17 protein-coding genes are annotated in these 12,765 nt (G+C 60.1%); 12 read left to right on the plus strand and 5 right to left on the minus strand.

Translation table 11 applies throughout. From position 1 onward, the window contains the following. Positions 1–104 precede the first annotated feature (104 nt). Positions 105–1,445 (plus strand): sensor histidine kinase, encoded by a 1,341-nt coding sequence (locus HF949_RS15565; protein WP_292900249.1) that lies wholly within the window; start codon positions 105–107, stop codon positions 1,443–1,445. A gap of 15 nt (positions 1,446–1,460) precedes the next feature. Here the strand turns inward: HF949_RS15565 and HF949_RS15570 are convergent, their stop codons facing one another. Then, positions 1,461–1,703 carry a hypothetical protein gene (locus tag HF949_RS15570; protein ID WP_292896769.1) on the minus strand — a complete coding sequence of 81 codons (243 nt, stop codon included), beginning with the start codon at positions 1,701–1,703 and terminating at the stop codon, positions 1,461–1,463. A gap of 147 nt (positions 1,704–1,850) precedes the next feature. Between HF949_RS15570 and HF949_RS15575 the strand changes: the two genes are divergently transcribed. Continuing rightward, entirely contained in the window at positions 1,851–2,345 is a 495-nt protein-coding gene (locus HF949_RS15575) for a DUF2165 family protein (protein ID WP_292896771.1), read from the plus strand. 5 nt (positions 2,346–2,350) lie between these two features. Next, positions 2,351–2,707, plus strand: coding sequence for a GFA family protein (locus tag HF949_RS15580; protein ID WP_441338378.1), 357 nt, complete (start codon positions 2,351–2,353; stop codon positions 2,705–2,707). A gap of 50 nt (positions 2,708–2,757) precedes the next feature. Here HF949_RS15580 and HF949_RS15585 read toward each other — a convergent pair whose 3' ends face one another. From HF949_RS15585 to HF949_RS15595, 3 genes are all read right to left on the minus strand, one after another. Then, on the minus strand, positions 2,758–3,111 hold the full coding sequence (locus tag HF949_RS15585) for a tRNA-binding protein (RefSeq protein WP_292896775.1): 354 nt from the start codon (positions 3,109–3,111) through the stop codon (positions 2,758–2,760). 21 nt (positions 3,112–3,132) lie between these two features. After that, entirely contained in the window at positions 3,133–3,633 is a 501-nt protein-coding gene (locus HF949_RS15590) for a YbjN domain-containing protein (RefSeq protein WP_223021232.1), read from the minus strand. Positions 3,634–3,969: 336 nt separating this feature from the next. Then, a complete protein-coding gene (locus tag HF949_RS15595) occupies positions 3,970–4,284 on the minus strand; it encodes an accessory factor UbiK family protein (RefSeq protein ID WP_292896777.1) in 315 nt (104 codons plus the stop codon). Positions 4,285–4,415: 131 nt separating this feature from the next. Here HF949_RS15595 and lgt point away from each other — a divergent pair, with 131 nt between their 5' ends. The 6 genes from lgt to HF949_RS15625 all read left to right on the plus strand — a co-directional run bounded on the left by lgt (position 4,416) and on the right by HF949_RS15625 (position 10,011). Continuing rightward, complete coding sequence (gene lgt / locus HF949_RS15600; RefSeq protein WP_292896779.1) at positions 4,416–5,255, plus strand: prolipoprotein diacylglyceryl transferase; 840 nt, start codon at positions 4,416–4,418, stop codon at positions 5,253–5,255. Then, entirely contained in the window at positions 5,252–6,340 is a 1,089-nt protein-coding gene (locus HF949_RS15605) for a class I SAM-dependent methyltransferase (RefSeq protein ID WP_292896781.1), read from the plus strand. The genes lgt and HF949_RS15605 overlap by 4 nt, the downstream gene beginning before the upstream one ends. A gap of 58 nt (positions 6,341–6,398) precedes the next feature. After that, a complete protein-coding gene (pgeF, locus tag HF949_RS15610) occupies positions 6,399–7,193 on the plus strand; it encodes a peptidoglycan editing factor PgeF (protein ID WP_292896783.1) in 795 nt (264 codons plus the stop codon). Continuing rightward, the gene (locus HF949_RS15615) at positions 7,193–8,344 is read left to right on the plus strand and encodes a M24 family metallopeptidase (protein WP_007009904.1); all 1,152 of its coding nucleotides are present in this window, start codon (positions 7,193–7,195) and stop codon (positions 8,342–8,344) included. Before pgeF ends, HF949_RS15615 begins: the two co-directional genes overlap by 1 nt. Before the next feature lie 7 nt (positions 8,345–8,351). Continuing rightward, a complete protein-coding gene (locus tag HF949_RS15620) occupies positions 8,352–8,975 on the plus strand; it encodes a hypothetical protein (protein ID WP_292896785.1) in 624 nt (207 codons plus the stop codon). Positions 8,976–9,078: 103 nt separating this feature from the next. Next, on the plus strand, positions 9,079–10,011 hold the full coding sequence (locus HF949_RS15625; RefSeq protein ID WP_292896787.1) for a ribose-phosphate pyrophosphokinase: 933 nt from the start codon (positions 9,079–9,081) through the stop codon (positions 10,009–10,011). A gap of 67 nt (positions 10,012–10,078) precedes the next feature. Here the strand turns inward: HF949_RS15625 and HF949_RS15630 are convergent, their stop codons facing one another. Further along, on the minus strand, positions 10,079–10,639 hold the full coding sequence (locus HF949_RS15630) for an NADPH-dependent FMN reductase (protein ID WP_292896789.1): 561 nt from the start codon (positions 10,637–10,639) through the stop codon (positions 10,079–10,081). A 102-nt stretch (positions 10,640–10,741) separates the two neighbouring features. Between HF949_RS15630 and HF949_RS15635 the strand changes: the two genes are divergently transcribed. From HF949_RS15635 to pth, 3 genes are all read left to right on the plus strand, one after another. Next, positions 10,742–11,164 (plus strand): winged helix-turn-helix transcriptional regulator, encoded by a 423-nt coding sequence (locus HF949_RS15635; protein WP_292896791.1) that lies wholly within the window; start codon positions 10,742–10,744, stop codon positions 11,162–11,164. 206 nt (positions 11,165–11,370) lie between these two features. Next, entirely contained in the window at positions 11,371–12,021 is a 651-nt protein-coding gene (locus tag HF949_RS15640) for a 50S ribosomal protein L25/general stress protein Ctc (protein ID WP_292896793.1), read from the plus strand. A 24-nt stretch (positions 12,022–12,045) separates the two neighbouring features. After that, positions 12,046–12,765, plus strand: coding sequence for an aminoacyl-tRNA hydrolase (gene pth / locus HF949_RS15645; RefSeq protein WP_292896795.1), 720 nt, complete (start codon positions 12,046–12,048; stop codon positions 12,763–12,765).

Here is a 12,765-nt window from a genome sequence, read left to right on the forward strand (position 1 = left end):
GATGCCCGAAAGGGCGAATGGCGGAATTGAAAATCAACTCAGATCAGAAGACGGCAGCCGGGAAGATCACGTCGTTGACGCACTTCAAACAGGCACTCGGCGCCATGCGCAGGCCCTGGCGGCGGTTCTGGCGCATCGTTTCGCGCTATATGCCCAAGCAGCTCTATGCGCGCTCGCTCATCATTGTGATCGCACCGATGCTGCTCCTCCAGTCGGTCATCGCCTTTGTTTTCATGGAGCGCCATTGGCAGACTGTCACGCAACGGCTCAGTCAGGCCGTCACGCGTGATATTTCCGCCATTATCGACATGATCGAGACATATCCGGGCAATGACGGCTATGCGCAGGTTATCCGCATCGCGCAGGAACGGCTGGCGCTGAAAATCGATCTTCTCCCGCCCGATCCCCTGCCCGCGCCCGGCCCCAAGCCGTTTTTCTCCATCCTCGATCAAACGCTGGGCGAGGAGATTACCCGGCAGATCAACCGGCCGTTCTGGCTCGACACCGTGGGCAATTCGAACATAATCGAAATCCGCATTCAGTTGGAAAACCAGGTCCTGCGCGTCTTCGCCCGCCGCAGCCAGGCCTATGCGTCCAACACGCACATTTTCCTTCTCTGGATGGTGGGCACGTCGCTGGTGCTGATCGCCATTGCGGTGGCCTTTCTGCGCAACCAGATCCGCCCCATCCTGCAATTGGCGGCCGCTGCAGACAGTTTTGGCAAGGGGCGGCCGACACCGAGCGATTTCCGACCGCGCGGCGCGGAAGAAATCCGCCGTGCCGGCAGCGCCTTCCTCTTGATGCGTGAAAGAATCGAGCGCCAGATCGAACAGCGAACAGCCATGCTGACGGGGGTGAGCCACGACCTCAGAACCATCCTGACACGCTTCAAGCTGCAACTTGCCGTGGCCGGCAGCAAAGAGGACATCGAGGCGCTCAATCAGGACATCGAAGACATGCGCTCGATGCTCGAAGGATATCTCGCTTTCGCACGCGGTGAAGCTGCGGAAGATCCGGGTGAATTCGATCTGGCCGCATTCTTTGATCGCGCGGTGGAAGAAGCCGGCCTGCGCGGGTGCACGCTGAAGGTCGAGACCAGCGGCAACACGCATATGCATGTACGGCCCAATGCCTTCAGCCGGTTGCTGAACAATGTGATTGGCAACGCGTTCCGCTACGCCTCAAATGTTCAGATCACCGCTCGCAACAGCAATGGGACATTGACCATCACCGTAGACGATGACGGGCCAGGCATTCCAGCCGACATGCGCGAGGACGTTTTCAAACCCTTTGTGCGGCTTGACGAAGCCCGCAATCAGGATGAAAGCGGGACGGGGCTTGGCCTGTCCATTGCCCGCGACATCGCCCGTAGCCACGGGGGCGACGTGACACTGGACGACAGCCCGCTCGGCGGGCTGCGTGCCGTTATCCGCGTGCCCTCATAGAGCGTATCCACAGCGTCAACGTACAGCCGGGCGGGGTGGGTGGTCTAATTCGAAAACCAGTGTCTGGACACCATCGGCATCCACGCGGATGCGCCGTGCGCGGATCATAAAGACGATGATCTCCCCCTGTCCCGACAGTTCAACGAAGTCCCCCTTGCGGGCCCAGTCACCCAGACTGAGGCGGTCCAACTGCCTGTCGAGGCCGGCGATCTCGGCCTTGCGGCGTGCTGCGCTGGTCAGTTCGACGATCGTCTTCAAGACTTGTCTCCTGCTGTCGGTGGGTCGGGCAGTCTCCTGACCCTTCGCCTGCGGTAGATTGCACGTTATCCTTTCGTCTAACACACTGAGTCGCAACCGGGCTACAGACGCGTTTTTGCCCGGTCGATCATCTCAAGGAAGAGGCCCATGACTTCACGCTACGCAAAAATCGCCATGACGCTGGCACTCGCTGCCTTCGCCTTTATGGTGACCTTCAACAACATCACCGACTATGGCTCGAATTTCGCGTTCGTGCAGCACGTGTTCAGCATGGACACGACCTTCCCCGGGAACTCGGCCATGTATCGCGCCATCACCACGCCGGCGCTGTGGCACGCAGGATACTGGCTGATCATCGCCGGTGAAGGCCTTACCTTCGTGCTTCTGCTTCTGGGTGCTCTTAGAATGTTCGGCGCGCGCAACGCGTCGGCTGCCGAGTTCCAAGCTTCGAAAAACCTGACAATCATCGGCGCAACAATCGGCTTTCTCGTCTGGTTCTTCGGCTTCATGGTCGTCGGCGGCGAATGGTTCCTGATGTGGCAGTCCGACACCTGGAACGGACAGGACGCCGCCTTCAAGTTCTACATGGCAATCATCGGCGTCCTGATCTTCGTCAACCAGCGCGACGACGAAGTCGCCTGACTGAAATGACGCTGACAGCGGCATGTCATTGCGGGGCCGTGCGGATGGAAACGTCCGCGCGGCCCTTGTGGTTGACCGACTGCAACTGCTCGCTCTGCCGCAGGCTCGGTGCGCTCTGGCTGCACTGCGATCCTGCCGAGGTCAGCTTTCTATGCGGCGAAGACGAAACCGTGGCCTATGTGCAGGGCGACAGGACGCTTGCAATGCACCACTGCCACACCTGCGGATGCACGACCCATTGGAGCCCGAAAGGCGGCGGCGACCGCATGGCCATCAATGCACGGCTGATGGAAGCAGGTGCGATCGCCGGTCTGCGTATTCGCCACTTTGACGGCGCGGAGACGTTTGGTTTTCTGGATTGAGGCACGGACGGCCGAATTTATACAACCCGGATCAGGCCTGCTGAGGCTGTTTAGTGAAGGCGGCTGCCGTTTGGCACTTTCCCGTCGCATCCAGCGAGAACGATGGCGCCATTTTCGTCTGAAAACCCCATCACGAGGATTTCCGACATGAATTTTCCGATCTGGCGCGGCGGGAAATTCACCACCGCCACCACCTGCCGCCCGACGAGACTCTCGGGCGTATAATGCACGGTGATCTGCGCGGACGATTTCTTGATACCGATCTCCGGACCGAAATCGACCTTGAGCTTGATAGCAGGTTTGCGGGCTTCCGGATAAGGTTCAGCCTCAATCACGGTGCCGATGCGGATATCCACTTTCAGGAAATCGTCGAATGTGATTTCCGGGGCCTTCTCCGATGACATGCCCGCTCCCCTTCTTGCGACCTAGGCGTTTCCGTAGGTTTCGAACAACACGCTGTTCAATGCATCCTGAGCGGTGCTGCCCGACCAGATGACATACTGGAAGGCCTGATAATAACATTCGCAGGCTTCCAGAGCGCTGTTGAGCATGGTCTCGACCTGCTGGCCCGTAGGCTCGACACCACCGGCAAGAACGAGCGCCTGGCGGAACATCACGACATTCTCGCGCTCCCACAGGTCGAAATGGCCGAACAGCATCTGTTCGTTGATGAGCGAAAGGAGCCGCATGACTTCCAGGGTACGCTTCGCAGGCACTTTCAGATCAAAGGCGCAGGCGACATGCAGCGCCTCGAATTCCTCCATCCAGGAGAAGGACACGTTATAGTCGGTCCATGTGCCGGCCACGGCGATGGCGATTTCGTCGTCGCCATTACGCTCGAAGCTCCAGTCATTGGTGTGCGCGACATGCTCGATGACATCGACGGGATGCGCATCACGGGTCATGTCGAGTTCAAGAAGGCTCATTAATCTGCTTTCCCGTATCTGGAGGCGCCGCAACACCCCGCAAGAATCCACAGCGGAAACGCTATTCCGCAAGACGTTTCAGACCTGAAACACAATGTGGAGCGACAACGACAACGCATGGAACTAACGCGGGCCCGCCCCTGCCCGACTGCATGACCAGTTACGAATCACGCTGTAAATTCAGTGTATTGATGCAGAGTCGCGTGACCAGACCTTTTTTGCCGAAAGCCTGTGGAGCGTGTGGATAGAAACGCCGAGCGGCACAAAGCGGCGCGGCGTAAGCGACTCTCGGACAAGGATTTTTTGACGCCATACACAGGCGTCGGTAATAAAAAATTATTTTTTCATCCGGGTCGATGAAGCCGGTTTCGAATCGGATTTCGCAGCTTTTGCCGCACCGCCTTCCGAAAGTTTTGCTTCCAGAGCCTCAATGCGTGCGATGAGCGCTGCGTTTTCTTCGCGTGCTTTCAATGCCATCTCGCGCACCATCTCGAACTCTTCGCGCTGGACGACGTCCATCGAGCTGAGAATGCGTTCGGCCTGTGCCTGAAAGGCTGTCTCGACCTCGCGGCGCACGCCCTGGGCGGCACCTGCGGCATCGGTCATCAGCTTGGCGAACTCGTCGAGGATTCGGTTGCTTCCGTTGGTCATGGCTCGTTTCCCAGATTGAACCCCTGACCTAGTGGGCAAGGCGACCGAATGCAAGGCAAACCGCGCCTTGACCTTGCCCCGATGCTTCGCAATACCTGCGGCGACTGAGTTTCATGCGCCGGGAGGCCTGATTGACCGACTACCTGCTAACGCCTCTCGCTGCCCTGCCCTTTCCCGCAATCGATCCGGTAGCATTGCAACTGGGGCCGCTCGCAATCCACTGGTATGGGCTCGGCTATGTGGTCGGCATCCTCGCCGGTTGGTGGTATGCGCGCCGGCTGGTTTCAAACGAGCGCCTTTGGGCCGGCGGGAAGCCGGCGCTGACGGTAACGGATCTCGACGATTTCGTTCTCTGGGCGGCGATCGGCATCGTGGCCGGCGGGCGGATTGGCTATATTCTCTTTTATGACCTGCCGCGCTACATCGCGAACCCGCTCGACATTCTCGCCGTGTGGGAGGGTGGCATGTCGTTCCACGGCGGGCTGCTCGGCGTCACGCTCGCCATGTTGCTCTTCGCCCGAAAGCGCGGCATCAATGCCTGGAGCCTGTTCGACACGATTTCGGCGGTGGTGCCGATCGGGCTTGGCCTCGTTCGTGTGGCCAATTTCATCAATTCGGAGCTCTGGGGCCGGGTGACGGACGTGCCCTGGGCCTTTGTTTTTCCCAATGGCGGCCCGGAGCCGCGCCATCCAAGCCAGCTTTATGAAGCAGCGCTCGAAGGGCTGGTGCTTTTCGTGGTGCTGCGCCTTCTCACCCATAAGGGGCAGAAGCTGAAAATGCCTGGCTTCGTCGCCGGCGCGTTCGTGTGCGGCTACGGCCTGTCGCGCATCGTGGTCGAGTTCTTCCGCGAGCCTGATGCGCATATCGGCTATCTGGCCGGCGGGTGGCTGACCATGGGCATGGTGCTTTCGCTTCCCATGGTGCTTGTGGGTGTGTGGGCGATGCTGAGGGCGCGGGCCGCAGCCCGATGAAAACACTGAAGGATCGCATCAGGGCGCAGATCGAAACGGCGGGGCCAATGAGCATCGCCGACTATATGGCGCTTTGCCTTTTCGATCCCGAAGAGGGCTATTACACGACGCGCGAGCCCTTTGGCGCCGATGGCGACTTCACCACGGCACCCGAAATCAGCCAGATGTTCGGCGAATTGTGTGCCGTCTGGCTCTACACCGCATGGAAGGCGAGCGGTGCACCGAAAACGCCTGTTGTGGCCGAGATTGGCCCCGGACGCGGAACGCTGATGAAGGACATGCTCCGGACCTGGGCGAAAATCGACCCGGCGTTCGGAAAGCAGATGCGGCTTTTCATGATCGAAGCGAGCCCCCGGCTGAGCGACGTGCAGCGTAAGACGCTTGGGCTTCCGGATGGCGAAGCGTCATGGATTGCCGACATGGGCTCGCTCCCGGAAGGACCACTTTTCATCATTGGCAATGAGCTATTCGACGCCATCCCTATCCGGCAATATGCGAAAGTCGGAAATGCCTGGCGCGAACGCGTGGTGGGCCTCGATACGAAAGAACGGCTTGCGTTCATGGCAGGGGCCGGCTCTGCAGACCCCGCTCTTTTACCGCCGGGTGCAAATAACGCGCCCGAAGGGGCAATCGTGGAACTCGCGCCCGCTCGCAACGCCCTGATGACCCGTATTGCCGAACGCATCGGCAGACATGGCGGCGCTGGTCTGTTCATTGACTATGGCTATGCGACACCCGCCCCCGGCGACACGTTGCAGGCCATGCGCGGTCACGCCTATCAGGACGTGCTGAAGGAACCTGGCAAGGCCGACCTGACGGCGCATGTGGATTTCTCAGCTTTGGCGCGTGCTGCAAAGAATGAAGGTCTCGCCTCAGCACTCTTGAATCAGGGTGACTTCCTCATCGGCCTCGGCCTTCTGGAGCGTGCCGGACGGCTCGGTGCCGGCAAGAATGCCACAGAACAGCAGGCCATCCGCAACGATGTGGAACGCCTTGCCGGCCCGGACCAGATGGGAACACTGTTCAAGGTACTGGCGATAACGCCATCCACAGTGACGGTTCCGCCATTCGTTTCGCTGGATTGACTTGGTTTGGCCCCTGCCCCACCATCCCGCCGCTTGAGAACATCTGAAAAGGCGGCGCATGCTTGACACGACGAGGCCGGAACCCCTGCGGTCCCCGCTACTGGACCGTGAGCGTGAAAATGGTGTGAAGCATGGATTCTTCACCCGCAAGGGCGGCGTTTCAACGGGGCTCTATGAAGGGCTTAATGTGGGCTACGGCTCGGGCGACGACCGCGAGACGGTGACGGAGAACAGACGACGCGTGGCCGAATGGCTGGGCGTCGACGCCGACCATCTTCTGACTGTTCATCAGGTGCATTCGCCCCATGCCGTCATTGTCGATGAACCTTTTGCCGGCGAACGGCCCGAGGCCGACGCAGTGGTGACCAATCGGCCGGGACTGGCACTGGGTGCACTGGCGGCTGATTGCGGGCCCATTCTGCTCGCCGATGGCAAGGCCCGGGTAATCGCGGCCGCCCATGCCGGCTGGAAAGGCGCGCTGACCGGCATTCTGGAAAACACCATCGCGGCGATGGAGCTGCTGGGCGCGGAGCGGGAAAACATCACCGCCGTGCTGGGTCCCTCCATAAGCCAGGAGAACTATGAGGTCGGGCCGGAGTTCGTGGAGCGTTTCGTCAACCACAACCCCGCCAACCACGACTGGTTCCGTCCATCGCCCAGGGTCGAGCATGCTCTGTTCGATCTCAACGGCTATACGGTGGCGCGGCTGACGGCAGCCGGCGTCCATGCTGTTCAGATCGGGCGTTGCACCTATAAAGAAGAAGAGCATTTCTACTCCTATCGCCGCGCCACGCATCGCGGTGAACGGGACTACGGACGCCAGATTTCAGCGATCATCCTGGAGGACATTTGATGGCGCTTCATTTTGACCAGGCAGAATTCGATTCCCGGCGCGATCGCCTCGTCATCGAAATGGCCGAGCGCAAGCTCGACGCCATGCTGCTTTTCGCGCAGGAGAGCATGTACTGGCTGACGGGTTACGACACGTTCGGCTTCTGCTTCTTCCAGTGCCTTGTCGTGAAAGCCGATGGCTCGATGGTGCTTTTGACACGCTCGGCCGATCTGCGCCAGGCGCGCCACACCTCCACCATCGAAAACATCGTCCTGTGGACAGACAGGCACGACGCCAACCCGGCTGTCGACCTGCGTAATCTTCTGAACGATCTCGACCTGCTGGGTGCCCGGATCGGTGTCGAATACGACACGCATGGCCTCACGGGCCGCAGCACCCGCCTGCTCGACGAACAGTTGCAGACATTTGGCAAGATCGAGGACGCGTCAGACCTCGTCAGCCGCCTGCGTCTCTTCAAGAGCGAGGCCGAGATCAAGAAGGTGAAGCGCGCCGCGAAGCTCGGCGATGAGGCACTGGATGCAGCTCTGCCGCTGATCAAACAGGGCGGCGACGAGGCTGCGATTCTGGCCGCCATGCAGGGCGCGGTGTTTGCCGGCGGCGGTGACTATCCGGCCAATGAATTCATCATCGGTTCGGGCGAGGACGCGCTTCTGTGCCGCTACAAGGCTGGTCGGCGCAAGCTCAACAAGAACGACCAGATCACGCTCGAATGGGCCGGCGTCTATCACCACTATCATGCGGCGATGATGCAGACCGTGCTGACGGGCAAGGTCTCCAAGCGGCATCAGGAGCTTTTCGACGCGGCGCGCGACGCGCTGACCGCGGTGCAAAAGACGATGACACCAGGCAACACGTTTGGCGACGTGTTCGACGCGCATGCGCGGGTGATGGAGACGCATGGCCTGACCAAGCACCGGCTGAACGCCTGCGGCTATTCGCTGGGCGCGCGGTTCTCGCCGTCCTGGATGGATCCACAGATGTTTTATGCCGGCAATGAAGAGCCCATCGCGCCGGGCATGACGCTGTTCGCGCATATGATCATCATGGATTCAGACACGGGCAGCGCCATGTGTCTCGGCCGCACCTATCTGACCACCGAAGACGACCCCGAACCGCTTTCGCGCTACGGGCTGGACCTTATAACGCGGTGAAGGCAATATGCCGCGCAGGATCGAAGCCATTGAGGGGGGCTGCGGTATTTTTACGAAGTGCGCCATAACGGGCATTGCCATGCTGAGCCTTGTCGGTCTTGCTGGCTGCAACGCGGGTTCCACGCTCGACTTGAGCTCTGGCCCGACACCGTCGGGCACCGTGCCGGGTGGTCCAGTCGAGAGCCAACAGCCTGCGGAAACTGCACTCGCCCTGCAGACGGATACCTCGACGGAGAGTGCGACGGCACCTCTGCAGGCAGTGACCACCAGCGAGCGCATCCAGTTCGCCCCGGTGATCGGCGCGACCGCAGAGGCCGTGCCGGCACTCTCGCGGCGTCTGGAGGCCCGTGCCAGACAAAGCGGCATCGCCATCGTGCCCCAGGGCGGCAGTGCCTCCATGGTGATGAAAGGCTATTTCTCGGCCATCGCAGACGGCGGCAAGACGACCGTCATCTATGTATGGGATGTGCTCGACCCCTCGGGGAACCGGCTGCACCGGTTTCAGGGGCAGCAAGCGGCCCCTGGCGGTCAGGGCGACGGATGGTCATCCGTCACCAATGCAACGATGGAAGCCGTGGCGGATGCGACCATCACTCAGTTATCCGCCTGGCTGGCGCAGCGGCAGAGCTGATTTTTTCGGGATTTCATCGTGATTCTTCCCTCAGGCGCTTGCAATACAGCCTCACCCCGTTAAAAGCGCCGTCAAGCGTCAAGGCGTTCTCCGAGGACATTCCATGAAGCTCTTTGCGGGCAATTCCAACCGGGTTTTGGCAGAGGCCGTTTCCCGCTATCTCAACATTTCTCTTGGCAAAGCCACCGTTCGCCGGTTCGCCGATCAGGAGATTTTCGTCGAAATCCAGGAAAACGTGCGCGGCGAGGACGTTTTCGTTCTGCAGTCGACCGCTTACCCGGCCAACGATCATCTGATGGAACTCCTCATCATGATCGATGCCTTCCGGCGCTCTTCGGCCCGGCGCATCACTGCGGTGCTGCCCTATTTCGGCTATGCGCGTCAGGACCGGCGCACATCGGGCCGTACGCCGATTTCGGCCAAGCTGGTGGCCAACCTGATCACCCAGGCAGGCGCCGACCGCGTGCTGACGCTCGACCTTCATGCAGGGCAGATCCAGGGCTTCTTCGACATCCCCACCGACAACCTTTTCGCCGTGCCAGTGATGGCGCGTGACGTGAAGGCCAACTACACCCTGTCCAACGTGATGGTGGTTTCGCCCGATGTCGGCGGCGTGGTGCGTGCCCGCTCTCTGGCAAAGCGCATTGATGCGCCGCTTGCCATTGTCGACAAGCGTCGCGACCGGCCGGGCGAATCCGAAGTGATGAACGTGATCGGCGACGTCAGCGGCAAGGATTGCCTGCTGATCGACGACATCGTCGATTCCGGCGGCACGCTTTGCAATGCGGCCGACGCCCTGCTGAACAACGGCGCAACCAGTGTGACCGCCTATATCACGCATGGCGTTCTTTCGGGCGGCGCGGCAGCACGCATCTCCGGATCGCGGCTGAAGGAACTCGTCATCACCGATTCCATCCAGCCGAGCTCGGCGGTGGAAGCTGCCGAAAACATTCGCACCATCACCATTGCCGACCTTATCGGCGAGGCGATCTCGCGCACGGCAACGGAAGAATCTGTTTCGAGTCTTTTCGACTGACAAGAGCAGGTTTCCGGATACGAAAAAGCCGGCCCCAAGAGCCGGCTTTTTTGGCGGCTCTGCTCACTCAAGCAGCGGCACGATCCTGCACGACACCAACCCAGGCAGAGAATCTGTCAACAAAGCCGGCCAGAAAAGCTCTGGTGTCTTCGTTGGTAATATCATTGTTTTCATCGATCAGGCCCGGTTTCATCTGCAGATAGACCTCCGGGCTGGTCATCAGTGTCGCACCAAGGCTGACCATGATCGAGCGCAGGTGAATCTGTGCCGCGATCGCCCCCATGGCACCCGGACTGGACCCCACGATGGCAGTGGCCTTTCCGGTCCAGCTGTTCTGCCCCCATGGCCGTGAGCCCCAGTCGATTGCGTTCTTCAGGACCGCCGGAATGGAGCGATTGTGTTCCGGCGTAACGATGAGCACGCCATCGGCTGCTGCAACGCTGTCCTTGAGATGCTGCGCGGTGGGCGGATACGCCCCAACGTCATCATCATTGTACATCGGCAATGTGGTCAGATCGAAATACTCAAACGCAAGGCGCCCATCGGCCAGCTTTTCCAAAGCCTGTGCAAATTTGTGGTTGATCGACTCCTTTCGGTTGGAGCCAACGAGAATCAGAATTTTCTTCATAGTGTCATTCCTCTGTCCACCCGGGCTCAAATTCCCGGTGGTATCCTTTGGTAACCACCTCTATATCTGGCAGAGGAAAGCAGGTTGCAAGAAGGCACCTTTATGAAACCACGTCACGGACACATCTCTGAAAACTGCCGGCCGATCAGCGAGATTCTATCTTTGATCGGAGACAAATGGACGTCTTTGATCATCGAACGGCTCCATGAAGAACCATTGCGTTTCAATGCATTGAAACGGCGTGTCGATGGAATTTCACAGAAGGTGCTGACAGGCTCGCTAAGGGCCCTCGAACGTGACGGCTTCCTTCAACGTATCGAACATCCGACCGTGCCCCCGAGTGTGGAATACCGGTTGACCGACTTTGGGCATGAGCTTGCTCAACCGCTCTCGGCACTCAAACAGTTCGCCCTCGAGAACGCCGGCAGGATGGAGGTGGCACGGGCGGTGTATGACGCGCGCACCGGCCCTGAAAAAACCAGCGGCCGGAAACCGCAGCCAATTCAGCCGGCCACCATGGCCTGAAAGGGCTTGCGCCCTTGCGCATACCCCCTGCATCGGCTATAGACCCGCCGTCCGCGTAGACACCCTTGGAGGCAACGCGGACGGAAGTCCGTCCGAGCGAATTCGGTATTCAGGCAGTGCTTCACGCGCGGCCTGTTTCTCTTCTCGGATGGCTTTCACGTTCCCGGATTTTCACGGGAGCGCTCCAAAACATGAAAGGATAGGCCATGAGCCATCAGAGCTACGAGCTGAAGGCCGAGGCGCGCGAACGGGTCGGTAAGGGGTCCGCCCGGGCTATTCGGCGCAACGGTAAAGTTCCTGCCGTGATCTACGGCGAGAAGGATGCCCCGCTTTCCATCACGCTTCCCTACAAGGAAGTGTCCATGAAGATTTTCGGCGGCGGCTTCCTCACCACGATTGCCACCATCGACGTCGACGGCAAGAAGATCCAGGTCCTTCCGAAGGACTATCAGCTTGATCCCGTCCGCGATTTCGTCATGCATGTGGACTTCCTGCGCATTGGCAAGGGCACGGTCGTTACCGTGAACGTGCCGGTTCACTTCATCAACGAAGAAACCGCTCCTGGCATCAAGCGCGGCGGTGTTCTCAACATTGTGCGCCACGAGGTCGAGTTCACCTGCCCCGCCACGGCCATTCCCGAATACATCGAGGTTGATCTGGACGGCATGGATATCGGCGATTCCGCTCATATCTCCGCCGTCAAGCTGCCCGAGGGCGTTGAGCCAACCATCACAGACCGTGACTTCACGATCGCAACCATCGCAGCCCCTGCCGGCCTCAGGTCGGAAGAGTCCGAGGCTGACGAGGACGAGGTGGAAGTCGAGGCTGAAGAGAAGGAGGGCGAGGGCGAGGAGTAATCCTCCCCTTTCCTGCGAACCCTCATGCTGCTTATTGCAGGGCTCGGCAATCCCGGCCAGCAATACGAACGGCACCGGCACAATGTCGGTTTTATGGCGGCGGACGCGATTGCGCGCCGCCATAGTTTTTCGTCGTGGTCGAAGAAGTTCAACGCGCTGGTGGCCGAGGGCCGCGTCGGCGGCGAGAAGGTTCTGCTGATGAAGCCGCAGACCTTCGTGAACCTTTCCGGCCAGGCGATCGGCGAAGCCATGCGCTTCTACAAGATCGGCCTTGAAGACCTGATCGTGTTTTATGACGAACTCGATCTCGCGCCCGGCAAGCTGCGCATCAAGACCGGCGGCGGGTCGGGCGGCCACAACGGGATCAAGTCGATCGATGCCCATTGCGGTAAGGATTATCGCCGCGTTCGGATCGGCATTGGCCACCCCGGCGACAAGGCGCGCGTGAACGCGCATGTGCTGGGCGATTTCGCCAAGGCGGACCAGTCATGGCTTGAACCATTGCTGGACGCCGTTGCAGACCACATTGCGATGCTTGCCGAAGGTGACGAAGCGGGTTTCATGAACCGTGTCAGCCTCGCGGTTAAGGGAACCGGTGCAGAGCCTGCACAAAAGCGGGATAGCAAGCCCGCCAAACAACAGAGCCACATCCGCCAGGCGCGGCAAAAAGGGCCCTCAGCCCCCCTCCCCGAAAGCGGCCCGATGGCGGCCATGCTCAAAAAACTCCTCGGCCAGAAGGAATAG

This window comes from Nitratireductor sp. (assembly GCF_017794765.1).
In the GTDB taxonomy this organism is placed as follows: Bacteria; Pseudomonadota; Alphaproteobacteria; order Rhizobiales; family Rhizobiaceae; genus Nitratireductor.

What these genes read in the sequence shown, in the direction of transcription:
- HF949_RS15565 (WP_292900249.1), top strand. Translation starts at nt 105, where the DNA reads ATGCGCAGGCCCTGGCGGCGGTTCTGGCGCATCGTTTCGCGCTATATG.
- HF949_RS15590 (WP_223021232.1), bottom strand. Translation starts at nt 3,633, where the DNA reads ATGAGCCTTCTTGAACTCGACATGACCCGTGATGCGCATCCCGTCGAT.
- HF949_RS15620 (WP_292896785.1), top strand. Translation starts at nt 8,352, where the DNA reads ATGCCGCGCAGGATCGAAGCCATTGAGGGGGGCTGCGGTATTTTTACG.
- pth (WP_292896795.1), top strand. Translation starts at nt 12,046, where the DNA reads ATGCTGCTTATTGCAGGGCTCGGCAATCCCGGCCAGCAATACGAACGG.
- HF949_RS15625 (WP_292896787.1), top strand. Translation starts at nt 9,079, where the DNA reads ATGAAGCTCTTTGCGGGCAATTCCAACCGGGTTTTGGCAGAGGCCGTT.
- HF949_RS15630 (WP_292896789.1), bottom strand. Translation starts at nt 10,639, where the DNA reads ATGAAGAAAATTCTGATTCTCGTTGGCTCCAACCGAAAGGAGTCGATC.
- HF949_RS15605 (WP_292896781.1), top strand. Translation starts at nt 5,252, where the DNA reads ATGAAAACACTGAAGGATCGCATCAGGGCGCAGATCGAAACGGCGGGG.
- pgeF (WP_292896783.1), top strand. Translation starts at nt 6,399, where the DNA reads ATGCTTGACACGACGAGGCCGGAACCCCTGCGGTCCCCGCTACTGGAC.
- HF949_RS15585 (WP_292896775.1), bottom strand. Translation starts at nt 3,111, where the DNA reads ATGTCATCGGAGAAGGCCCCGGAAATCACATTCGACGATTTCCTGAAA.
- HF949_RS15580 (WP_441338378.1), top strand. Translation starts at nt 2,351, where the DNA reads ATGACGCTGACAGCGGCATGTCATTGCGGGGCCGTGCGGATGGAAACG.
- HF949_RS15595 (WP_292896777.1), bottom strand. Translation starts at nt 4,284, where the DNA reads ATGACCAACGGAAGCAACCGAATCCTCGACGAGTTCGCCAAGCTGATG.
- HF949_RS15640 (WP_292896793.1), top strand. Translation starts at nt 11,371, where the DNA reads ATGAGCCATCAGAGCTACGAGCTGAAGGCCGAGGCGCGCGAACGGGTC.
- HF949_RS15635 (WP_292896791.1), top strand. Translation starts at nt 10,742, where the DNA reads ATGAAACCACGTCACGGACACATCTCTGAAAACTGCCGGCCGATCAGC.
- HF949_RS15615 (WP_007009904.1), top strand. Translation starts at nt 7,193, where the DNA reads ATGGCGCTTCATTTTGACCAGGCAGAATTCGATTCCCGGCGCGATCGC.
- HF949_RS15575 (WP_292896771.1), top strand. Translation starts at nt 1,851, where the DNA reads ATGACTTCACGCTACGCAAAAATCGCCATGACGCTGGCACTCGCTGCC.